The organism is Anaplasma phagocytophilum str. Webster, assembly GCF_000964685.1.
GTDB classification, from domain to species: domain Bacteria; phylum Pseudomonadota; class Alphaproteobacteria; order Rickettsiales; family Anaplasmataceae; genus Anaplasma; species Anaplasma phagocytophilum.
Genome location: NZ_LANS01000001.1, coordinates 1,162,093 through 1,187,175, shown reverse-complemented (window position 1 = coordinate 1,187,175; position 25,083 = coordinate 1,162,093). Strand labels below are relative to the sequence as shown.

Annotated in this window: 16 protein-coding genes; 6 read left to right on the top strand and 10 right to left on the bottom strand. The window is 40.1% G+C overall.

Annotated elements, in window-relative coordinates; all coding sequences use genetic code 11:
• Window positions 1-452 precede the first annotated feature (452 nt).
• Complete coding sequence (gene gatA / locus APHWEB_RS04770) at window positions 453-1,928, top strand: Asp-tRNA(Asn)/Glu-tRNA(Gln) amidotransferase subunit GatA (protein WP_011450848.1); 1,476 nt, start codon at window positions 453-455, stop codon at window positions 1,926-1,928.
• 765 nt (window positions 1,929-2,693) lie between these two features.
• On the opposite strand, the gene APHWEB_RS04765 is transcribed toward gatA, so the two are convergent.
• On the bottom strand, window positions 2,694-3,263 hold the full coding sequence (locus APHWEB_RS04765) for a UbiX family flavin prenyltransferase (protein ID WP_011450849.1): 570 nt from the start codon (window positions 3,261-3,263) through the stop codon (window positions 2,694-2,696).
• A gap of 154 nt (window positions 3,264-3,417) precedes the next feature.
• On the opposite strand from APHWEB_RS04765, the gene APHWEB_RS06760 reads away from it, so the two are divergent.
• Together APHWEB_RS06760 and APHWEB_RS06755 are read left to right on the top strand one after the other, a co-directional pair.
• Window positions 3,418-3,612, top strand: a complete 195-nt coding sequence (locus tag APHWEB_RS06760; RefSeq protein ID WP_020848961.1) for a hypothetical protein — start codon at window positions 3,418-3,420, stop codon at window positions 3,610-3,612.
• A gap of 25 nt (window positions 3,613-3,637) precedes the next feature.
• The gene (locus APHWEB_RS06755; protein ID WP_020849336.1) at window positions 3,638-3,796 is read left to right on the top strand and encodes a hypothetical protein; all 159 of its coding nucleotides are present in this window, start codon (window positions 3,638-3,640) and stop codon (window positions 3,794-3,796) included.
• A gap of 1,140 nt (window positions 3,797-4,936) precedes the next feature.
• Here the strand turns inward: APHWEB_RS06755 and APHWEB_RS04755 are convergent.
• Window positions 4,937-6,490, bottom strand: coding sequence for a YifB family Mg chelatase-like AAA ATPase (locus tag APHWEB_RS04755; RefSeq protein ID WP_011450854.1), 1,554 nt, complete (start codon window positions 6,488-6,490; stop codon window positions 4,937-4,939).
• Between the two features lie 186 nt (window positions 6,491-6,676).
• Between APHWEB_RS04755 and APHWEB_RS05815 the strand changes: the two genes are divergently transcribed.
• Both APHWEB_RS05815 and APHWEB_RS04745 read left to right on the top strand, forming a co-directional pair.
• Window positions 6,677-7,354 (top strand): hypothetical protein, encoded by a 678-nt coding sequence (locus APHWEB_RS05815; RefSeq protein WP_011450855.1) that lies wholly within the window; start codon window positions 6,677-6,679, stop codon window positions 7,352-7,354.
• A 442-nt stretch (window positions 7,355-7,796) separates the two neighbouring features.
• A complete protein-coding gene (locus APHWEB_RS04745; RefSeq protein ID WP_020848963.1) occupies window positions 7,797-9,812 on the top strand; it encodes a hypothetical protein in 2,016 nt (671 codons plus the stop codon).
• Between the two features lie 2,050 nt (window positions 9,813-11,862).
• On the opposite strand, the gene APHWEB_RS04740 is transcribed toward APHWEB_RS04745, so the two are convergent.
• The 8 genes from APHWEB_RS04740 to truB form a co-directional block, all read right to left on the bottom strand.
• Window positions 11,863-12,732, bottom strand: a complete 870-nt coding sequence (locus APHWEB_RS04740; RefSeq protein ID WP_011450859.1) for an RNA polymerase factor sigma-32 — start codon at window positions 12,730-12,732, stop codon at window positions 11,863-11,865.
• A gap of 543 nt (window positions 12,733-13,275) precedes the next feature.
• A complete protein-coding gene (gene terL / locus APHWEB_RS04735; RefSeq protein WP_020848964.1) occupies window positions 13,276-14,697 on the bottom strand; it encodes a phage terminase large subunit in 1,422 nt (473 codons plus the stop codon).
• A gap of 1,015 nt (window positions 14,698-15,712) precedes the next feature.
• Window positions 15,713-15,874 carry a hypothetical protein gene (locus tag APHWEB_RS06515; protein WP_011450862.1) on the bottom strand — a complete coding sequence of 54 codons (162 nt, stop codon included), beginning with the start codon at window positions 15,872-15,874 and terminating at the stop codon, window positions 15,713-15,715.
• A 1,252-nt stretch (window positions 15,875-17,126) separates the two neighbouring features.
• On the bottom strand, window positions 17,127-18,923 hold the full coding sequence (gene lepA, locus APHWEB_RS04730) for a translation elongation factor 4 (RefSeq protein WP_011450865.1): 1,797 nt from the start codon (window positions 18,921-18,923) through the stop codon (window positions 17,127-17,129).
• Window positions 18,924-19,138: 215 nt separating this feature from the next.
• Window positions 19,139-19,924, bottom strand: a complete 786-nt coding sequence (locus APHWEB_RS04725) for a methyltransferase domain-containing protein (RefSeq protein WP_011450866.1) — start codon at window positions 19,922-19,924, stop codon at window positions 19,139-19,141.
• 5 nt (window positions 19,925-19,929) lie between these two features.
• Window positions 19,930-22,446: a polyribonucleotide nucleotidyltransferase gene (pnp, locus tag APHWEB_RS04720; protein WP_011450867.1), complete on the bottom strand. Its 2,517-nt coding sequence runs from the start codon at window positions 22,444-22,446 to the stop codon at window positions 19,930-19,932.
• 55 nt (window positions 22,447-22,501) lie between these two features.
• Window positions 22,502-22,783 (bottom strand): 30S ribosomal protein S15, encoded by a 282-nt coding sequence (rpsO, locus tag APHWEB_RS04715; protein WP_011450868.1) that lies wholly within the window; start codon window positions 22,781-22,783, stop codon window positions 22,502-22,504.
• Between the two features lie 34 nt (window positions 22,784-22,817).
• Window positions 22,818-23,720 (bottom strand): tRNA pseudouridine(55) synthase TruB, encoded by a 903-nt coding sequence (truB, locus tag APHWEB_RS04710; RefSeq protein WP_011450869.1) that lies wholly within the window; start codon window positions 23,718-23,720, stop codon window positions 22,818-22,820.
• A 257-nt stretch (window positions 23,721-23,977) separates the two neighbouring features.
• Between truB and APHWEB_RS04705 the strand changes: the two genes are divergently transcribed.
• On the top strand, window positions 23,978-25,012 hold the full coding sequence (locus APHWEB_RS04705) for a rod shape-determining protein (RefSeq protein ID WP_011450870.1): 1,035 nt from the start codon (window positions 23,978-23,980) through the stop codon (window positions 25,010-25,012).
• The last annotated feature ends 71 nt before the right edge of the window (window positions 25,013-25,083 follow it).

Below are 25,083 nucleotides of genomic sequence, written 5' to 3'. Positions count from 1 at the left end.
TGCTCTCTTTCAGTAGCATTCTTATTATTTTTTTGCAATATACTACCCGCATGTCAAGCGGTAGAGCGGAAAACACATAATCACAAGTGTATTCACCAATTCTTCCACACACCACATAACCAATTGGTATGGAGGATTAAATTAGCTTACCGTTGCCTAAAGATTTTATATGTTCTCTGGTGGCTTTTGAAATTGCATTCAGTTTTAATGGCATAGGACTAACGTATATATCATCAGATAATCTTGCGCTTCACTAGAAAGTCTTATACTGCCACATCGGAGAAATTTGTATCAATATTTTGAAAGTATAGAAATGGCGCATCATTGTTTTGCTACGTATAAAACTCAAAGTACCTAGGCTTGAAGTCATATAACGTGACTAAATCGGTTGCCTTGCTCTCAAAGTGTGTTAACCTCCCATCACAATTGAGCGTTTTTGTGGCCTGCTAAATATGAAGAAGGAACTATTAAAGCTTTCAATACTGGAAGCACATAATTGCCTCAAGAGAAAAGAATTTTCCCCTACTGAGCTTGTAGAAGCGTACATAGATGAGATGGAGAATGAGAATCTCAATGCTTTTGTAACAAAAACGCAAGACATTGCATTAGAGCAAGCAAGAAAGGTAGAAAACCTACTGCTTCAAGGTGAAAAGATAAGTCCATTAGCAGGTATGCCTATAGGAGTGAAAGATCTATTTTGCACCGCAGGAGTGCGCACTACCGCATGCTCTGACATATTAAAGAATTTCGTTCCTAGCTATGAGTCTACTATCTCTCAAAATCTCTGGAATAATAATGCTTGCATGATGGGGAAATTGAACATGGATGAATTTGCCATGGGCTCTGCTAGCAGCTACAGCTGCTTCGGACCCGTGAAAAACCCATGGAAAGGCCCCTATGGCGAAGATCTTATACCTGGAGGGTCATCCGGGGGATCTAGCGCAGCCGTTGCAGGTCGTCTATGCATAGCAGCCATTGGTAGTGATACTGGTGGGTCTGTAAGACAACCAGCTGCCTTATGTGGCATAGTAGGCGCAAAACCCACTTATGGTCGCTGCTCTCGCTGGGGAATGATAGCTTTTGCAAGCTCGTTAGATCAAGCAGGAGTGCTCACCCGCACTGTTGAAGATGCTGCTATAATGCTACAGGCAATGTGCGGACATGATAAAAAAGATTCAACTTCTTCACCGGTGGACGTACCAGACTTCTTAAAACATATAAGTTACGATATCAAAGGAAAGCGCATAGGGATTGTAAGGGAGTATGCAATTCCTGAAAATAAGGAACGGGAATGTGTCTCAGAAATGTGGGCAGCAAACTTAAAGTACTTACAAGATTGTGGAGCTGAAATTGTAGACATAAGTTTGCATCATACCAAGTACGCGCTGCCTTTATACTACGTTATAGCATCATCTGAAGCTTCGTCTAATCTGGCTCGTTATGATGGCGTCAGGTATGGAGTTAGACGAGAAGGTGAAAGCATAGATGATATGTATGAGCTGACGAGAAGCTTGAATTTCGGAGAAGAAGTAAAACGTAGAATTCTTATCGGAGCATATGCTCTCTCCTATGGGTGCTATGATGCATACTATGATAAATCACAGAGAGTTCGTCGCAGAGTTATGCAAGACTTCGATGAAGCCTTTAAAAAGGTAGATTGCATACTGACTTTAACAACTCCGAGAAATTTCATTGGAATGGACGAAAAACTAGAAATGATAGACAGATACTATAGCGATGTCTTTACCGTACCTGCAAGCTTAGCAGGCCTTCCAGCCATCTCTATACCCTCTGGCCTAACGAAGCATGGCTTGCCTATGTCATTACAAGTAATAGGTAAGCACTACGATGAAGGTGAAATTTTTAATGTAGCTGCGGTTATACACAAGCGTACTGGTGATCTTCTAAAGCACTTACACCACTTTTAGGTGCCTGACTACAGAAGAAGTAGCAACAGTCGCCATATATTTGTGTGTCGAGAGTTTATAGATTTGAGCAAAATTATTTGCTAGTTATGTTATAGGGAAAACGTATCTTAAGCCTACTGCTATCGTAATACCATGGATAGGATACATGTATTTCCACTCTCGAGATAATACCGAAAGCACCCTCATTGTAATCTTTTGTAGGAAACCGAATCAGACTTCTATACTTACAGGACTTCCATACTTACAGAACTCCCATAATTACAGGAGTTCTATACTCAATTGGCATAATTCCGAAACACAACGGTACCCCACATCTAAACTCACACTTTAGATGCCATTCTGGATATTGATAGTATTTATCTTTAGCGTCTTGAGGCTGGGTTTCTAGATATCTTTTTCCATTTTTCTGACTTGTTAAGCCTTTAAAGGACAAACTCAGGGGTTTGAAAATGCCTAGCGTTGTATATAATATGCTATATTATTCCTAAACCACGAAGTCACAAATGTAATCTTTTTACTTGAGAAGGCGCAGCATTACTACTGCTGCATTTGTACTCATCAGGTATCCGTATAGCAGCAAAAGCGCATTGGATCCTTGGTAGTAACAGTAATCTCAAACCTTTATCAGATTGGCTATGACAAAACGCTTTTATCCACACAAAACTTTAAGATCTCTAGAGCATCTGATGTATATGCCATGTATAAGATACTCCCGCTTTGAAAGTATCATATTCTACAAATAAATTACATGTTCACTCCTTAGAGTTACTTCTTGAGCCCTTGCCATTCTTTCGCTTTATCCCAAAATCCAAAAATGTTTAATACCCTAGAAACGGAATGGTCTACTATATCCGTTATGGATTTAGGATGATGATAAAAAGATGGTATGGGCGGAGCGATAATTGCTCCGATTTCTGTAAGTGCAGTCATATTTCTTAAATGCCCAAAATGAAAGGGAGTTTCCCGCAGCATCAGTACCAGCTTTCTTCTTTCTTTTAAAGTTACATCTGCTGCTCTAGTGAGCAAATTCGATGCTGCGCCCGATGCGATTTCCGACATGGTTCTCACGGAGCATGGTGCAACAATCATTCCCGCAGTAGCAAATGATCCGCTTGCTATAGACGCACCTATATTCTCGCAATTATGACACTGATAGCAGAGGTCCTCTTCCAACTCTCTCAGTGTAATTATATCAGCACATTCATGCATTAGTGTAAGTTTTGCAGCATTACTTATCACTAGATGGACTTCAACATCTGTATTTTTTAAATGCTGAAGTAAACGCACACCATAAATAGCACCCGAAGCGCCAGAAATTCCAACTACTATTCTCACATTTTCCTCATGCAATGAAAATTAACGTCTAACACGCAGAAGTATACAGGAATATACGTCCTTTCTTTTTAAAAAGAAACAGCAGCGCACAATCTTATAGCAGTTCTATAACTACTTGCATTACCGCATTACTCCCTTATTTCACGCAATTAGAATGGATGCTAAAGATATAATACACACATATGCACCAACTACTAATCGACAATTGGTTGCGGCGGCTATTGCTGAGATAGTACATAAAAATCCTGATATAAACCTCACGGGCGTTTGCGGAGGATTGCAGAGTATTATGGCATGCGATGGGCATTATTTAGTTTGTGCGCGTTCACAAGCTGCTTGGTTAGCTTGAAGCTGCAGCTATACATGTAGTATCTATGCTAGATCCGCATCATCAGGATGTTGTCCTACATAAATTGAGAATCGTGCCAGGTAGTAGATTGGTTTCTATGGTGTCTGTGCATGTAGAACCTGATGCAACAAATGGATGGAATTCTTTGTTTTTTTCTGATGTTCATGTAATGATCCAAAACTAGCTTAGATATAAACAGGCCTCTATAATCCTCTTACACGCCTCAGATAACCTATCATCTGAAAGGCATATGAAACCGGGAAAAGTCAAGAGCTCCGAACATAACACACGGACAAACAGCGACCCCATTATTTAGTACGTGGTTTTCTGTAATTTATCATACTCACTTTAGGAGCATGTTTACCTAGCATATTGTGCGGATATGACCACATAAAAAGACCTTTATAGGTTTACTTGTAACACCCCTGAAGAAAGCACCGCGTTGATAACCTTATCCCCCCTCCCGTAACAGTGCCTTAATTTTAGCGTCTAGGAAAGATTGATCACCATCTACACAACTATTGCACCATACTGCTCTATAGAAGGTTATACTCTGAGACTGCAGCGCTTTTATAGCTTCCACATTACCTGATATGTACACCTATACGCCCATCCAGTTCTGGAATCAATAAGCCTTTAAAACCTCATTGAGGATAATATATACTCTACCATAAAGGGACGGTTCTACCTGCTGAATGACACGATTTGAGGATCTTTGGGTGTAAGATTTTCTGATAACGGGATAATAAAGTCAGTAAAAGACATTCATAGAAACATACTGTTCCAAGATCACCCAGAAGCTTTAGCTATTCACATGCTGCGAGACCATGTATATCCTGCCACTGATAACACAAATGCTACTGCTTACAAGATTTGAAGTAACAAAGCTGCGCTCTTTGCGATATCTATTATTGAGGATTTTCTTTATCGCTAGTAATTATTCTCCATAGCACTTTATATGCACTTCTTAAGAGGTAGAGTGTTATTGTCATGGACAATTTTACTAAGCAGCACAAGCTCCTTCTCAATACAAGCGCTTCTTAAATAAGAGCAAAAAACTACTTGCGTTTAAAAAACCACCCTCGTTCGTATTAAGATATAAAAGCTAAATTACACATGAATAATCAAGCCTTTTGGAATGCAAAAAGGCTTATTAAACTCCAGTGCTCACAAACAACAGAACTCTACCTAGAGAAATGCGTACTCACTGCCCTAAATTTCAATGCTGCTAAGATATCCCTAAAGCAAAAAGAACTTGCACTATCAAAGAGAGCAAAGAACTGCGATTCAGAAAATATACAGCCTGGCAAGAGTGCAACAAAGTTTATAAACAAAATACATTATGACCAAACAGGCTTATGGCCTCAGCAACATGTTCCTCTAAGATCTCTTCACTACAAGACAAATCCGCAATAGTCCTTGCTACTTTCAAGATCTTAGCAGAATCTCTATTAGAGAGTTGATTCCTTTGAAAAACTTGTTCAAGCAATCTCCTCGCATTGCTACACATATACGGTATCACAAAAGACTCCACGTCATGCGCTGATAAAAAAGCATTTCTCTTCGTAGCATCTCCATATCTACGCTCTTGAAAAAGCCTTGCACTCATGACCCTTCTTTTCATTTCTGATGAATTTTCTTCCTTGCTTCCAGTTATTTTCGAAAACACGCTTACATTCCCCATCTCCACTTTAATATCTATCCTACTCAATATTGGACCAGAAATTCTCCTTTGGTATTCTATTGCGCATTTTGGCGCCCTAGAACATCTCCTATTTGGATCATTTAGATACCCACATTTACAAGGATTCATAGCCGCAACAAGTTGAAAATTTGCTGGATAGGTAATATGTGAATTCGCTCGTGCTATTACAACACTTTTATCTTCTAAAGGCTGCCTTAGCGCTTCTAAAACACTCTTAGAAAACTCAGGCAATTCATCTAAAAACAAAATACCATTATGAGCCAAAGTAATTTCACCAGGGTGCGCGCGCATCCCTCCTCCTACTATAGATGGCATAGACGCAGAACTGTGCGGCTCTCTAAAAGGCCTCGAAGTGATAAGATACTCAATCCCACTTTGAGTAATGCTGGAAATAACATTAATTGCAATTATCTCCTCGGGAGTTAAATCGGGTAAAATACCGGGAATTCTTTTTGCAATCATAGACTTTCCAGTACCAGGAGGCCCAATCATAAGCAAATTATGCTCTCCCGCCGCTGCTATTAGCGCTGCGCGTTTTGCGATTTCTTGCCCTAATACATCTCCCATATCTATTGTTAAAGTTTTACTTTTAATATGAAATTCTTTTCCCCTACTATCAGAGGTATTATAAAATTCTGCAGAGTCGGTATTCGCAGAATAATGATTATTACTAAAGTAATGCACGAGATTAGATAAATGCCTCGGCCCCAGCACTTCTAAACCAGCAATGAGAGACGCTTCTCTGGCATTGCCATACGGACATATTATCCCTTTCGACCCATTTTTAGCACATACTGCCGCAGCAAGAACTCCTTTTACCGCTGTAATGCTGCCATCCAATGAAAGTTCACCTAGCATTATGTAAGAAGAAAGCTTCTCTGATTCTTTGATAATCTTCATAACAGAAAGTATGCCCATAACTATGGGAAGATCATAATGGCTGCCTTCCTTAAATAGACTCGCTGGAGATAAGTTCACCGTTATACGTTTCAGCGGTAGAGGAGCTTTGATAGATGTTAATGCCGCTCTTATTCTCTCACGTGACTCTGCAACAACCTTATCGGGCATACCCACGATATGAAAAGATGGTATACCATTTGCTATATGAACTTGCACAATAACATCTACAGTACACACACCAACGAATGCCACTGTATTTACATCTGCCAGCATTTTAAATGTGCCATTAAAGCAGTAGTTCTTAGCAAGAAATAACCAAAATCCCTAGTAAAAAATATTAAATTATTAATTATAAAAACATGATACTTTTAGTATATTCTTATAATCTGGCATATTATATTGTATTGAGAGTTACAAAACGTAGTATTGTAGCAAACCGTATGTTATGTGTTATGAAGGATGAAAGTATTACAACGTTTCTATTCGCTTGTTCAGTTTGTGATTGTTATCGGTCTTGCAAGCAAGTGCGCATATTGTGATAGCATATCACATGCTAATTCATCCGCTACAAAGGCAGATTTAAGGTTTTGCTTAGGTGCATACAAAGACGGAAGTGAATACTTCTTAAATCTTTTTAAAACAAAAAAGAAACAATCTCCTTCTGATACTTCTGAAGCATCAACACCTAAAAATGAACCTGAGAATAAGGCAAATATTATACACAAGCACTACTCCGCATTAGCAGGAATTAGCTATGTTATTTCGACTCCATCACTGGGAAATTTCGCAGCAGGAGTTGGGTATTCCTATCGTGTTACTAAGCTTGAATTTGCCTCTTTCCAGGAAACAAAAGAAAAGATAAAACGTGATTCTCTTCCATATGCCGAGCTATTTTGGGAAAAGAACGGCATACTGCTATTAGAAAACCTGGCTTTACGTGTAGGGTCACGTATTTCTATAGACAAAGGGAATGGAGTTCCATGTAGTATCAATTTCGGAATTAAGTACAAAATAGGTAGCATCACGTCGATATATGCTGGTGTTTTTATGGAAGCCAATTTCCCACACCTAAATAAAATTGATTTTAAACGGGATGGTACTCTATATGAATCTATTGGTATTGAGTTTACAATCTAATAATCAGCATATCCATCACGTAGAGTGAGTGCACTCTAATATTTGTAGAATCTGCAAATCTATGTAATCGTTCACTGATGCTGAAATTGAGTAGAGGAATTTCCCATCTTTTCTAAAGTTGCTCTCATGCTTTTATAAGAGCGGAATAGTATGCAAATTACAATGCCGACACTTAACTTATGTTTAGTGAACCTATTTTCTCCAGCAATTTCCTTAGTTTATACTCAAGTTTTCGATACAACTGTACATAGTATATATAGTGCTACACTAGAACTATACGCGTTTTAAATTTTTAGCGTATAGCAATGTCTAGCTGAGGCTGTAGCTCTTGTCTTGACCGCAAGTATTAATCTATGTTATCTAGGATGCGGTGGTGTGTGGCAGCTGCGTGCGCTTCATGGCATCGGATGTATTCCTTTTTAATCCTTAAGACAACAAGACGATGCGGAAAATAGTTGAAGAAATTACAAATGAGATATTGCGTCCTGATGGGCAACGTGACGTAAGGGTAGTTAATGAAGTAGTGGTAAGGGCGATCATTCGTGCAATCTTCAAGGGAATGGCCCCAAAGTATATCCTTAGGGTGCACCCTACTTTTCATGGGCTGAGATATTCCTACGATGTCACTACACCGGGTGCCGAGATTGGTGTGCCCAGTATGAGAGAGGCTTGTGCAGTAGCCGCCTTGAAGAGGTCTATCGCTTCTGAAGAGGGCATGGAGAATCTCTGTCGTTATTTAGTCGCTATTTGCGCTTTTATGCCTCAAGAGAGAGGGGCGCTGATGCGCAGCCTTCTAGCGCCGTCTTCACCTGCGTATGCTCTTCGTGAAGCTGTGCAGGATGTATGTGACGTGGTAGATGCAATATTATTGCATACGGGAAATATTTCTGAGGAGTGCACTTTAAACTGGGATGAGGTATATAAAACGTGCTCTCGCAAGCTTTTAAAGGCAATGTCGAAAATGTCAGGTTCTGCCTTGGTTGGTGTTGCGTATGCCGTATATACCAGTAGCACTTGCATGAACCTAACTAGGTCTCGTGACGATTTACTGGCTTTACTTTCTATGGATGAGCCTCTTGATCCTGGTTATGTATCTAACGTGGCTTGGAAGCTTCGCTTGTTATCCAATTTTAATCCTCGCTTGACGAAGCATTATAAGATTCGCAGAAGTGTTTTGTCTGGTGGATCAGAATCTGCAGCGACACTTGCGTTTAGTCGTGTTGAGCTCTTGGCGTCGTTGAAAAATGATGATGAATGGCCTCATATAGTAAACAGTAAGGTTAGTGCTCAGATTAGGAAGAGCGCTGCAGTGAATGCGGAAAGGCTGTTACTAGTCAGTATGTTGCTGAATAATGAAATTGGCATAACTACTGACAATGTTGGAGCTATGCTTTTTAATAGTGGAAGGGTTGGGTATTCTTTCAATACGAGCGCATCGTTTGCGTTGTTGAAGCAGAGTGTCACTTATCATAAGTTGTCCGATGGCCTGCTAAGTTCTGCTGAAGGTAGGGAACTTGTTAATTTACTTATTGAGAGTCACCACACGCGTCAGAGATGTAGTTTTGGGGTAGACTATGAGGCGCTTGCTGAGGAAATTAGGCGCTTAAGTGATGATGCAGCAGAAGGTGGAATACTCCTATCAAATATAGTGAGTAACATATGCGAAGGGGTGTGTCGTCAGGATACCGATAGAAAGAAGGTAATGGCTCATGCGAAGGAAATAGCTTTGCTGTTATTTGAGCGGATAAAGTTCTTACGTAATTTCGTGGATAATCCTCAATATAAAGATCTCACTGAGTTTATCATGCAGTCCAATGTGGTAGATACTTACATAGATTTTAGAAATTTCCTTGAGAGAAGGGGCGTGGGCAAAGGTGTGGAAAGAAGAAAAGGTCGTTGGCTGCCGCGTGTGCCGAAGACTGAAGTATCACATGTAAGTAGGTATTTGAATAGAGCAATGTATATATTCGGCATTTTTCTTGCTGTATGCGCTGCGCTTTCTGTATTATACGCTCTGGGCCTGTATATGCTACATGGAAGTGAGGCTATACCTTTTGAGAGTATTGGAGGATTGTTAGGGATCACTTTAAGTATACAATCCGTCTTCGTGCTTTCTTTCGTGGCTGCGACTTTAGGTTTCCTCTGCATATCTTTCGCGTGCGTGAATATGAGACAAAGTGCTGCGGTAGATTCTGAAGATGGGGTACCGTTACTTCATGGTGATAGGGAATCTAGAGACCACGATGGCTCGAAGCCGAGAGAAGAGTATGCCTTAAATGCAAGTGATTTGAAAACTATAGATGCTGTTGGGTGCATAGGTACCGCTTCGGCCATAAGTGCTATGGAGGAGCCCGCTAATGAGAATGCGGAATCTGAGTATGTGGATGTTCTTCCACCTAGGGGGCGTAGTAGCAGAATAAGTAGTAGATCAGGGCATGGAAGTGGTGTCTCGCGATAAAATCTAAGGCTTTTTTTGTTGCAGTGTATTTTTATCCTAGAAAAGTGTTGGGATAGTGAGCATTACAACAACAGGAAAGCTTTTAAGCTGCGCGTTTGCTGCTTTTTGTCATGATTATGCAGAAACGTTTATTATTGCATGCGTAGAAAGTCTTTGGTTTTGTATGTTTTCTCTCGAGATCTTGGAGGCTACACTACTATCCTAGCTATAAAGTTGCAAATCACTAAGTGGCATAGGAAAGAATCGGTGCGACTTTACTGTCTTTAAAGTTTATGTGCTGAAGCAGGGAATGGAGTGACGGAGCGCCTCTGGTGGTGTTGTTTGCGTTATGTGTGGTTTATACATGAATGGAATGTGTATAACAACACCGCAATAATTGCTTTATCCTTTTTCCTGCTCTGGTGTTCATAGGAGGAAAAAGATATCATATGAAGCTCTCTTTCAAAGCCTTTAGAAGGGAATTTAATGAAGAGCATAAATTTCTAAGACTAATAGGCACGAGCTTATTTATTGAGATATAAGTTGTATGCGCATAGTTGACATGCAGCTTGGCAATATAAGGAGGTTTTTTATATTCTTTGTAGTTCCCGCGTATTTTCCAATATAAAGCTATACCTTATAAAAACGTCATGTTATCCTCATGGTCTCATTGCGCTAATAAAAATTGGTAGATGTTGAGCATACGTCGCGGACGTTAGCATTATATCATGCGTCATTTTCACTCCTTCCAAAGCGAGGCATCTTGGATAGCATCTATGAATTCTTGGGAATTGCTTTGAAGTGTTAGGCTAGCACAATAATATCAGTAGCTCTCATATATGTTGTGATCTTGTATACGATTTCCGATAAAATTTTCTTTTAAAAGTATTAAAATCTTCATGAAATAGATGATATGCACGGAGTTACAAATAATACTCTGTCTTTAAAAAATGAAATACTGAGGGAATTGAGTCTACAGCTCAGAATGTGATAAACTTATATGAGGAACCTAAAATAATCTATCACTGCGAGGAAAACTTTTTTAAAACCTAGAAACTGTACGCAAACTGCTGAAAAACTTATTATACGGGTTACATGATAAAGAAAAAGGTCTAGAGTAATTTTATGTATCGGATCATGGTATTAAGGTTGGGAATTTAATGTGATATAATCATTATACATGACTGATTCTCAAAGATCTGGCTATATACAAGCGGGACTATGCCTCTGATCTTTACAAGTTTTGGATTTAGTTTTCTACTCATATGAAGGCAGCTTCTCTTCTGCGAGTGTTTTACTTGCCTTAAGGTTCATGTGTTTTAACTCCATGCGTCACCGTTATTAAGGGAAGTTATCTCTGAATAACTCAGATAAAATGATGCTATTACCCTCTCATTTTTAATAGTTTCTCTTTTTATAGAGAGCTCTGTAAGAACGCACCTGATCCAACTCTGGAACCTTGATTGAGTTGCCTTTAGTCAGCTCTTCAAGATTTTGGAAAAACTTATTACGTCTATCTGAATGCGCTCGACTTGCATCACAACCTTAACACTAGAACTCAATCTTGTTAGTAGAATCCAGTTTAAAGTGTATGTGAGCACTTACTGTATGGGCATATTTTGCAAGAATAGCAGAATTACCTCTTCACTACATCACGTATAGATATTAATTATGATTCTACTATATAGATATGGGTCGGTGGATGGGATACCTGCTTATATCACACAACTCCTTTACTATTCTAATCTAAATGGGCACGAAAATACTTATCGCTATTTTTGGAAAACAATGGTGTAACTTTAAGGCCTATTTACGGCATTTTTAAAGAATCTATCCTAACAACACACAGGTAGCTAAGTCTCTATAAGAACGGCATCATAGCGCGTGTCCAGGATTACTCTTTCTAGAATAGAAATATCTTATCAAATAGAACAGTGTTTTGAGATAATGTCTCAGAAGCATATCCATATGACCTCTTTACACACTACCGCACATCTACTCATACTTATGTTATCAGAAAATCAGCCTCAAACCGGACTTTAATCTAATCCAACACAGTAGACGCTATAAACTAGCAGCATATCTTGTATCTATTAGCGTTTACAAAAGACCTTACCTTACTGAAAGATTGAAGCTCAATCTGCCTGATTCTTTCCTTTGAGACTCCATATTCTTCACTTAACGTTTCTAGAGTGTCTGGATGTTCCTTTAACTTTCTTCGCGAAAAAATATCTCTATGTCTTTCATCCAGCGTAGATAAAGCCTCCTTTACCATCTGATCTTTCATCACACTCTCCTCATGGGATAGGTACATAACCTCCTGATTGGGGCTTGAACATGGTATAAGATCTTGTAGCTCAGTACCACTTTCACAGCAGACCTTGTCACTGAGTGATATGTCCCTATTGGAGAAAAACCTATCCATGCTCTCTACTTCCTTTTCAGAAGTACCGCATTCCTCCGCTATAGCACGTATATCACTCTGACTGGCCGAAGCACTACAGCCTAATATTCTCCTTTTAATCTTCCTCAAACTAAAAAACAACTTCTTCTGAGCCTGCGTGGTCCCTATACGCATACACGACCAGGAACGCAGTATATAGTCTTTTATAGACGCTTTTATCCACCATATTGCATATGTAGACAACCTGAAGCCCAATTCGGGATTGAACTTCTTCACTGCTTGCATCAGACCTATGTTTCCTTCCATTATTAACTCCATGAGAGGAAGGCCATAACTCCTAAAACCCATTGCTACTTTAACCACTAACCTCAGATGGCTAGTTACCAACTTATGAGCGTCAGCTACCGATCTATTTTTATGCCAATTCTCTGCACATTCCTTCTCTTCTCTCTCTGTTAGCATAGGAAAAGCCCTTACTTGCTCCATATATGCAAGTAAATCATCTGCTCCCATCGATAACCCAGATGCGGTAAGCATATACCAACGCCTCTCTGTTTATTAATTGCACTATGTACGCACTCTAGTATAGGTATGGTATGAGCAATTTTCAAGACTTTGCTACATCTTTAATAATTTTACGCTAGTACTGAAGTGTACATACAATTTCCATCTAGATGTAATTAGTGGCATAAACGTAAATACGTAATAATATCCACTGCATCTATATAACCTTTCTATTTTTCATATAAAAGTTTGGTATGAAAATATTAATCGATACAGATATTATTAGCATGAATACCACCGCATACTTCTCATACATAGATCTCATGAATTGCTTATCGTATACCCTACCCTTGCAGGCGTTTCTTATTCAATCTTCTTTATAATCACGAGCATGTGCTTCTTTTTGAAATTACTCGGCAAGTCTTCACGATACCTGTTACTTGCTTTACCCAAGATAACACTTTTCAGAGAAGTAAACAGAGCACAACATATAATAATGATACAGCAAAAGAAACTATGAGTTATTAGCAAAAACCATTACAAGTTATGCTTCATACCCATTGTTGCTATAGGCTCTTAAATTAGAAATCGAATATTGCATTCAGGTACTTCTTCTATATTGGATACTCCTTGATCACGATACCAGTTGAATGCTTGGGTGAGACTATCAACTTGATCATCATTCTCTCCATTAGGAAACGCGCATATTTCGCTCTCAAAATCATGTAACCATGGAGCATAATGAGGCACAAAAAGATGACCTTTTTGAATTGTAGGGATGATCTGAAGCAGTCTAGATAATTTGCAATACTTCTTAGGATTAAACGCTATTACGGGGAGTTTTTTGCTCATTTCCTGTAAAAGCTGATACCCACTAGATCTTTCTTCTATGAGTATTACATCCGGTTTCCAATGCTCACTTAGATGCAGTACCCTCTTCTTTAACTCTGTATAATTAGCTTTTGCTCTATATACATCTAATAGAAAAAAGCTCCCATCCCGAATAGCTAACGTGATGCAGACACTAAAATTGCTATGTGCGTGTAGAGTGGATGCTGTATCCCAACTTTGTACTATGCAAGATTCCGTAGTATCAAACTCATCACTATGATAGCGCTTTAACCATCCCTTTCGTATGATTCCGCTATTACCAATGTTTATAGGCTTCTGCTGGTACTGCGATGAAAATGCGTATATTCCTACCTCATTCTTTAAACCTTCAATATATCTACTGCCTAAATTTTTGATAATGGGCTCATTTTTTGAGCGTTTATACATTGCCACCCTACAGCGTGAAGAGCCATAATCCCTATTTAAAGAGAAGATAGTCGCTCTTTTTTCAGCGATAAAAGGTATCGACAGGTGGTGCCATGTCTTGTGGGCACTTGTAGCAAGAACTTGCGCTGATAAATCTTCAGTATGCAGCCTGTGCATTACTATTACTACTATCCCCTTTTTCCTATCATTTATCCTGGTTAAAAAGCTTTCTTTAAACCAGTCAAACACCCTCCTTCTATATTTGCTACTAGATGCTTGCATCGGATTTAGCGGATCATCAACAATTAAAACATCTCCCCCTTCTCCAGTTACCGTCCCACCTACCGAAGTAGCCATTCTGTATCCTAGCTTTGTGGTTATAAACTTTCTTCTACTATTCTGTAGTTTACTTATTTCTACCTCTGGAAATATTGCTCTATACCATGATGACTGTAAAACACACTTCGTATCGAGAGATAGCTTCTCACTAAGCAATTGAGAATAACTTGCAACAATGATTCTGGCACATGGATTAAACCCTAGTATCCATGCAGGCCATGCTACACTCACGCATATCGATTTCATCATGCGTGGCGGTACATTTACTATAAGTCTTTTAATCTTCCCTTCATGTGCTGCCTGCAGCCTGTCGGCCATTACACGTATGTGCCAGTTATTTACGTACGTGCTCCCTGGAGAAACTGTCTCAAAAACTAGCTTTATAAACTTAGTGAATTGCATAGTGACTCTATACTAAATTAGAATTCAGAATGAGGAATAAGTGGAGCTCTATGAGTGATGTGAAGCTCCATATGGAATGTAGTTTTCAATATAAAAGACGTTAGAAGGTCATATAATCAGCTTAATTTTCGTTTCTAAAGATATAGCCAAGAACTTTTTTGTATAATTACGTGATGTGCTACAAAGTTAGAGGTATTTCAGCTATACACGGCACCAGATAAAACACTATCTGGAAAGCTATAAGGACCGTTTTACTAGCCAAATATGGTTCTCAGAAATACAACAAGTACACATCTATTAATTAGATGACAAAGTATGGGGAAGTTCTGACGTAAGCAATATCATAAGAAAGAACGCTTGCATAAAGGAGAGATATAGTATCCTTCTCCACTAATATCCTCCTATTACAATGCATGGAAGAACATAATGCTGTCAGCATGCCTTAATAGACATATGAATTTAGAGAATATAAATTTAATTCTGAAGAAGAAAAATAAGCCATAAGCTAGGAATACTCACAGACAAAAAGCGCACAGAGTAACTTCCACTAAAGCTGCAGAGATTAGTAGCAGGAACTCAGGCTATCTTCTCACAGAAAATTTTCCACAAAGAATTCTATCATCTATTCGTAGATATGTGTTAACACGCAGGACGGCCTTGCTTGGATAGCTATTTGTTGGTCGCCGTAGCGATAAACTTCAGACGAAATTTTATGATGTAATGTTAGGTCTTCTCAAGTATAAACAAAACTTTTCCGATGCGTAAAAGCCCAAAATAATCTGATATAAGAAGAGCACACCAACGGAGAAGCTGAACCCAGCCTTTCTAGCAAATCAAAATAATGAAGTGCAGCATTTTCATATGGAACAATTGCGCGGTATTCTTGAAATATATGCAAGACTATCCGCGAGCCTTATTTTATATGGGATACTCCTTGTTTTTAGCAAAACGCAATAAATTTTCTTACCAAACTGCAGAACAACTAAAAACTCTAAATACTGCTATAAAAGCTTGTTTATAAGTGCAACAGCCTTAGCAAATCTTCACTTAAAGCTTCTTCAAGCATCAGACTAGTATTGCACTCTCGTGCAAAAATCTTTACCGATTCAAAGTAACCCTTTCCAAGATGTTTCATGTCTCCTGACTCGCAAAGATGACGAGGAAAACTGTTTTCCAATACCGTTAAACCCTTAGAGCTTACTACAACAGCACTCCATCACCAATGGTAACTCTACAAACCATGCCATATCAAGCCCATAACTATGCTAAAGTTCTCTAGCATATACAAAATACATACCGCTTTTTATTACATAGTAGATACAATTTCTGTTCAACAATCTTCAATATTTTCCCATACTACCGCGTAATCAATATTACTTTCCTAGATACTTATACTTACTTTTGCTTGCATTACGTAAATCTATGTAGAAGAGTATGACCTTCATACGTCTGAACGCGTAATAAGCGCTTACCATACGAAAAAAGTCGGCATCTCTTCTCTTGCTTTTAGTATTAATTCTCCCATCTTATATAGCACAAGTTCTATAACTGGTTACATAACCGCATGACTCTCCATTAATATACTTTTTTGTAACAAGAATGGCTTTGAAAATTCACAAGAGAGGATAGTACGCATATTAAAAAGCAGAGCACACTCTCTTAGAATAGGGTGTAAAGAAAAATCACCGGTGCATCCACTTCTTTCTTATAACTCCATGCTTTCTTACATATTCTTGGACAACACCTAGTACCTAGGAAGTCAGTTTTTGCTGAATTAAAACTACGTAACTAAACGGCATTCTAACGCTAGCAGCACAAACTGCAGCAGAACCACATGTCTTTTAAGCGATATATCTTCCTGCATTCCTTACAAAAACCGCAGTAATGTAGACATAAAGCATATGACTTTATTGCTCGTGCAGTATGGTAAAATTAAAAATCGTCTTACTAAGAAGACCGTACCTCGCTAATATACAAAAAGCTACTAATATGATGTAACACGTATAGCAGCACTATAGGTATTTTAAGAATAATCAACCCATTCTAATATTGTACTGGTATCGTAATTAAAATATGCACTGGCATCAGTATTTTACTCACTTTATAGGATCTACATCAGGAGTTGAGACATACCCTACCCCATAAATACAGTAACTCTTCAGTTGGAAAGATTGGTAGATGCATAATTTTACGTAAGTAAAACTAGCAACAGTATGAGCGAATTATTATCAGAGAGCAAAACCACATTTACCGCTTCGTTCTGAATACTACAGCGGAACTGCATAAAACCTCTACCGAGCGCAGAATCACCCAATACTAAAAAATCTTTGATATATTCCAAACCCAGCGTTTCATATAGTAAGATAAAATCCTGAAATTAATGACTGAATACCTACTATCCACTTCTGAAACTTACAGATAACCCGAAACTAATCTTTCACCTGCAATGCTTGAATAAAAGCACTCTGCGGAACAGTAATATTTCCAATAGACCTCAGACGCTTCTTCCCCTTCTTCTGCTTTTCCAACAGTTTCATCTTTCTCGTAACATCGCGCCCATACACCTTTGCTGTCACGTCCTTACGATATGGAGATATAGTCTCACGCGCTACTATCTTTGAACCAACTGCAGCCTGTATTGCAATCTTATATTGCTGCCTAGGAATAAGATCCTTCAAGCGTTCACAAATTTCTCGCCCTCTTGATTCTATCTTTGACTTATGTATGATACACGCCAATGCATCTACCAACTCAGAATTAATCAAAAAAGTCAATTTTGATACCTCGGCAGGCATATAACCATCCATCTGCCAATCAAAGCTTGCATACCCTTTCGAGATAGATTTTAACCTATCATAAAAATCAAAAACTATTTCTGCTAAAGGTAACCGATACTGCAACAGAGCCATGTTACCAGTATACGAGAGATCTACACGCTCTCCGCGTTTACCATTGCACAGAGCCAGCATAGATCCTAGATACTGATCTGGAACCATTATTGTAGCCATTATCCAAGGCTCTTCCACCTTGAGAATCTCATGTGCTTCTGGTAAATCATTAGGATTATGAATGTCCCTTGTGACATTACGCTTATCAGTCACCTTATATACAACACTAGGAGCAGTAGCAGTAAGATCTAAATCAAACTCCCGCTCTAGCCGCTCTTGGACAACTTCAAGATGAAGCATGCCTAGGAAACCACAGCGGAAACCGTATCCCAAAGCAGTGGAACTCTCTATATCAAAAGTAAAGCTGGCGTCATTTAATTGCAGCTTCCCCAAAGCCTCTCTTAAATGTTCAAAACTTCCAGCATCAACAGGGAAAAGGCTACAAAAGACCACCGGACAGGTAGCCCTAAATCCCGGCAAAGCTTCAGCACATCTTCTAGCATCTTCTGTAACAGTATCCCCTACTTTACAAGCTAAAAGCTCTTTTATGCCCGCAGTGATAAACCCAATCTCACCTACAGACAAAGCATCAACCATTTTCTTGTGCGGAGTAAATACACCCACATTATCTACGGTATATACCGCTCCCGTGGACATCATGCATATCTTCATTCCCTTTTTCAATACACCGTCCTTAATACGCACTAAAATGACAATGCCCAGATATGGGTCATACCAACTATCCACCAATACCGCTTTTAAAGGAGCTTCCTCATCACCTTCAGGCGCAGGTAATCGCTCTATTATAGCCTCTAAAACATCATTTATTCCTATACCAGTCTTAGCTGATACCAAAAGAGCATCACTTGCATCTAGCCCTATTATCGTTTCAACTTGTGACTTAACTTTTTCAGGATCTGCAGAGACAAGGTCTACTTTATTCAGTACTGTTATTATCTCATGATTATTTTCAATCGCTTTATAGACATTTGCCAATGTCTGAGCTTCAACACCCTGACTACTATCTATAACAAGCAATGAACCCTCACACGCAGCTAAGCTTCTGCTAACTTCGTATGAAAAATCAACGTGCCCGGGAGTATCAACAAGGTTTAAGTAGTAAACTTCTCCCGCCTTAGATGTATACTTTAACCTTACGGTTTGAGCTTTTATCGTAATACCGCGCTCACGCTCGATATCCATGGAATCAAGAACCTGTTCCTTCATATCCCGCTCAGCCAAAGCATCACAAGACTCTATCAGCCTATCAGCTAAAGTTGATTTTCCATGATCTATATGCGCTATTATCGCAAAATTCCGTATCGAACTCCTATTCACTCTAGGACCACAAGCAACATCTAAAGCCAAAGTTTAAGTTACTATCATCTCCCTTTCAATGTAATAATTTATATCAGTTTCTCAAGAAGGCATATAGACAACCTTTTAAGACGCCTACCACTTCTCCATCAAACAATTTGATTTCTTTATTACACGCAACAGACACCTAACACTGAGATATCACATGCAGTACGCTTCTTTTCGCTATTCGAAAGTTATTTTTTTCTGCCCTTTAAGAATATAATCTCGTATTCCACCGGAAGAGCTTCTTCCCCCTCCCCCTTTCCAGCCAGTGACTTCCTATACAAATGCCACGCTCTTTCCATAATAGCAGGCTCTAAAGGCTCAGAACCCTTGTTAACCATATCACCTTCACCCATATCTTTTAGATCTTTATATAAGTGATGTAAACTTATGTAACTGATGCAAATGACACTTACATCAACAACTATATCCGTAAATCCACAGGTCTGTAGCAACATTGCCATATCACTTGACCTAGGAAAAGGCTGTATCCTAGGCACAATACATCCATCTTCAGCAGAGATTATAGCCTTCTTTACACCCCTTAGCGTAGATTCTCCAAAAGTGGCAGCTATGAATATACCCCCCTTCCCCAGAATAGAATTAATTCTAGAAATTGCTTCTACTAAGGAATTGAGGTTATGCAAAGTAAGATAGCTGATAGCTAAATCAAAACTCTGCTCAAGAAACGGCATGGCTTCGTCATCAGATACTACCCTATAATACCTTCTACCATCTCCTGATTGCGAATCCACAACATCACAAAGAAAAACTCGATGGTCCAAAGAGAAGAAAGGAACAAATTGATTCAATATAGGGTCGCCACGACACCCCAAAAACAAAATATCCGAAACACGATCCAACTGAAGAAAGGCTACTCTACCAGCAAGTAGAGCAGCCACCTCAAAAAAAATTGACGAAGAAAATGAAAGCGCCGATGCACGACATTGCCTTATAATCTTACGATCAAAAAGCATAAAGCCTAGAAAAACCTTGGCTTCTTAGGAGCAGCAGGACCATTCTGAACATCTCCATTAGCGCCATTACGCCCCCGTCCCCCTGTACCTCCAGAGGATTCAGAAGATGACGACTTAGTGTTTCCCGAAGAGGAATCAGAACTATAACCGCTACTACCAGCACTATGTCGACGACGCGTCGAAGAAGATGACCTACCCCCTCCATTACCCGCAGAAGAAGATGACTTAGCAGCACCATCGCGCTTTCCACCACCACGACCATTCCTTCCAGCGGAAGCACCTCCATAATCTCCACGAGGAACATATACAGAACCTGCTCCTCCACCATTTACACTACTGTCACCAACAGTATTCCCGGCAGCAACACCATTCCTTCTTTGCGGAGCATACAATTCACAATCAACTTGATCACCAGTCTCCTGATCTATTCTGCGCATTGACAACTGAATATGATCCTTATCCATATCAATGACGAGAACCTTTACCTTATCACCAACCGCGAGAACATCAGCCACCGCATTTATGTGCTCATTCCTAATCTCACTAATGTGAACAAGCCCCTTTCTAGCACCCAAAAACGTAACAAAAGCACCATACTTAGCAAGCTCACAAACTTCACCACTATAGATCTTACCAACTTCAGGCTCAGACACTATTCCCGTGATCATATCCTTTGCACTTTCTATAGCCTCACGCCCGACGGCATAAATCATCACCGTACCATCTTGAGAAATCTCAATTTTAGCACCAGTCTTTTCGCATATCTCACGTACATTCTTCCCGCCGGCACCAATGACGTTCTTTATCTTGCCCTTGTCTATAAGCATAGACTCCATCCTAGGAACATGTTCTCGAACAGCACCACGCGATTCCTTTATTACGCGATCCATCTTTTCAATGATGAAAAACCTACCTTCTTTAGCTTGATCTAAAGCAGTCCCAAGAACAGCAAAGTCTATTCCCTTAACCTTCATATCCATCTGCAGAGCAGTGATACCTTCTCTAGTCCCAGCTACCTTAAAGTCCATATCACCAAGATAGTCTTCATCACCGAGTATGTCCGAGAGTATAGCGTACCTATCACCCTCTTTTATCAAGCCCATCGCAATACCGGCCACAGAAGATTTTAACGGCACTCCCGTATCCATCAATGCAAGCGAAGCACCACACACCGTAGCCATAGAAGATGAACCATCAGACTCAGTGATCTCAGATACAACCCTTATCGTGTAAGGAAAATCAGCTTTAGAAGGAAGAACCGGATGTATAGCCCTCCATGCCAACTTACCATGACCTATCTCTCTTCTACCCGGAGGTCTCAGAGCAGAAGCCTCACCCACCGCATACGGAGGGAAATTGTAATGCAACAAAAAACGCTCCCTCTTGTCCCCATCAAAGCCATCAACTATTTGCTCATCCTGAGGAGTACCCAACGCTGTTATTACCAGAGCCTGCGTGTCACCCCTAGTAAATAAAGCGGAACCATGAGCCTTAGATATTAGATCAACTTCTATCTCAATATTACGAATCTGATCGTATGCCCTTCCGTCAATCCTAGATTTACTTTCAAGAACACGCTCACGAACTAAAGAGCGCTCAAACGTCTTCATCGCATAAACAATGTCCTGCGCAATATACTTGCTACCACCCTCGCTTTCAGAGAGAAACTTGACACGCAAATCTTCTGTTAAACTAGCTCTAACAGCATCTAATTTCGCTACCCTAGCCTTCTTTTCCTTCTCAGAGTAAGCAACCAAAAACCTCTCTTTGTAATCAGAGCCTATACTATCAATAATAGTACTCAAATCACATGGAACAAACTCAGCAGGAGCACACTTCCTCGCTTCCTCAGCAAACTCCCCTATAACCTTTATTATTTCCTCACAGTGCTCATGCCCAAACTGCAAAGCTCCCAACATCTCCGCTTCGGTCAACTCATGAGCTTCAGACTCTACCATCAAGATCGATGTATCCGTCCTCGCATAGAACATATCTAGCGCACTAACGCTCAGTTCATCAGCAGAAGGATTTAAGATGTACCGCCCCTCTCCCCTTATATACCCTATCCTAGCCCCAGCAACTGGACAATGAAAAGGAATACCCGAGATCGCAAGAGCAGCAGACGCGCCTATCAAAGCTACAGTCTCCGGAGGACTACTCGCATCATATGACAAAAGATTGCACACCACTGCAACTTCATCACTAAAGCCAGAAGGAAATAGCGGCCTTATACTCCTATCTATAATTCTAGATATAAGAGTTTCCCTATCAGAAGGCTTCCCCTCTCTCTTAAAAAAACCACCCGGTATCTTCCCTACCGCATAGCTCTTAGCCAAAAACTGAACAGTTAACGGTAAAAAATCCACTGCCTCCTTTGACTTTTGCGACACAACAGTCGCAAGCACAGATGTGCCTCCATAGTCAACTACAACCGCACCCCCAGCTTGACGTGCAATCTTACCACTTTCGATGGTTAACGACCTATCTCCCCACTCTACACACTTCCTCGTGATATCGAACATACTTAAATTCCCATTCTAAAAAACACGCCAAGGCGCTAAAATCACTTATTTATAATCAATGGAACACGTCTCTTATGCCAAGCTTCTTGACCAAGTCTAGATACAAATCACTCCCATACTTGTTTTTTATGTATTGAAGCCTCTTGCGCCTCTTACAAACTAAGACCATGAGCCCTCTCCTACAATGATAATCCTTTTTATGGATCCTGAGGTGCTCAGTAAGATTACGTATTCTCTCGGATAAAATAGCACATTGAACGTATGCAGAACCGGTATCCCCTTCCTTAATACGATACTCAGAAATCAACTCAGACTTTTTACTAGGTGTAATCGACATAAAAACGCAAGCACCCCCATACTATATTAAAAACTCAGACATTAAAAACCCGCACCGGCTTCGCGGTGCCATCTACGACTTCACAGATAGCGACAGGAACGCCACCCGCCTGGCTTAGGTAACACATATCACAATTCTCTACGATGTACAAGCCATTTAAAGCAGCATCTACCAATCTTATATTGCGGCCATTTTTTACTACTTTGGCCGTTTCTACATCTATTTCTATATGTGGCAAACCAGACATAACAATGCTAAGTGGAAATACCGCTTCCTCTAGCTTATTTTCACCTACTAACGTCTCTAGCTCCTGCAAGGTTACGATATTAGCTTCTGTAAAGGGACCAACCATCGTACGACGCAATCTCGCAACATATCCATAACACCCAAGAGTAATGCCTAAATCCCGCGCAACAGCACGGACATAAACCCCTTTCCCACAAGTAATTCTAAGATCAGCTGTGTTACTACCAGAATCCACACTCAGTAATTCTATTTCCGTAATGCACACGCTCCTCGGGGCTAAAGCTACCTCTTTTCCCATTCGTGATAAGCTATATGCACGCATACCTCCAACCTTTATAGCAGAAAAAGTCGATGGTATTTGTTGTATAACTCCAACATATTGTTGCAACGCCTCTTTAATACTATGCTCAGTCGGTCTAAGGGTACTAGTCCTGATAATCTTGCCTTCTTTATCATCAGTGTCACGCTGCTCACCCCACTGAATTGTAACTTCATAGGACTTCAAGGTGTCAGTCGCGTAATTAGTGGTCTTTGTTGCTTCACCAAACGCTATGGGAAGCACGCCCGTTGCAAGAGGATCCAATGTTCCTGCATGCCCCACTTTGCACTGCAGCATCTTCTTTAACTTGCCTACAACGCTACCTGAGCTCACCCCATATGGTTTGTCTATATTTAACCATCCATGCTTCATGGCTATTGCCGATATAAAGCTTTTATATTTCACTCCTGAAGTAATATCACGAAAAACCCCTATGCCAAATGCGTTTATCAATATAGACTGTACAAACTCCAAGAGCACGTACTCATTGATGTATTAGTTGATTTGCAGTAGCGTATTAGGAGTTCTTGCTTCCGTAGAGTTTGGTGTGTTTTATGGCAAATTTCAATTTTCAGTCTCTTTTCTCAATATCTGCCACAGGAGGCATTATAGAAAAGTGTAAGGGATTTTTGACCCGCAAAAACTGGTGGGCAAATGACCTAGCCATAGATCTGGGCACAGCCAATACTCTCGTGTATGTTAAAGGCAAAGGCATCATAATTAATGAACCCTCTGTTGTTGCCTTGCTCAAGGATAATGGTGGCTATGTGCCTTATGCTTTTGGGGTGGAAGCCAAAATGATGCTCGGTAAAACACCCGAAGGTATAGAAGCAGTGCGTCCATTGAAAGATGGCGTCATAGCTGACTTCAGGAGCGCTGAGGAGATGATAAAGTTTTTCATAAAAACTGCCAATAAGGGGAGAACTCTTAATCGTCCTACTGCTGTGATATGTGTACCTTCTGGATCAACACCCGTGGAAAGACGCGCTATACAAGATGCTGCGTTATGCGCCGGAGCAGGCACTGTTTATTTGATTGAAGAACCTATGGCAGCTGCTATAGGCGCAGACTTACCCGTCTCTAATCCAGAAGGGTCGATGATAGTAGATATAGGTGGTGGCACAACTGAAGTGGCTATTATCTCGCTTGGTGGAATAGTATATTCACGCTCTTTGAGGAGTGGAGGTGATTTGATGGACGAGGCGATCATTGCCTATACAAGAAAGAATCACAACCTACTTATTGGAGATGCCACCGCTGAGAAGGTAAAAAAGAACATAGGCGCAGCGCGAATTCCTGAAGAAGGATCTGGAGATAGTACCGTCGTTAAAGGACGGGATCTGACGACTGGTGTACCTCGGGAAATTACCCTAACGGAGAAGGAGGTTGCTGAAAGCCTTACGGAATTAGTAGACACCATAATTGCGGCCATCAAGCTTGCTTTAGAGTGTTCTCCTCCTGAAATATCTGCTGATATAGTTGATCAGGGAATTACACTGACTGGCGGAGCTAGTATGCTGAAAAACTTAGATGTTGTAATCGCAGAGGCAACAGGGCTGCAAGTCACCCTAGCAGCAAATCCTTTATATTGCGTAGCCCTAGGAGTTGGAAAAGTTTTGGAAAATATGTCTTCTCTGTCTCGTGTGCTTTTCAGGCAAAATTAGTATCTGTACCAGCACCTCCTATGGTGCCGTATACTTGGCTTTGAGCCTATTAAACGAAGCTAGTGATATTT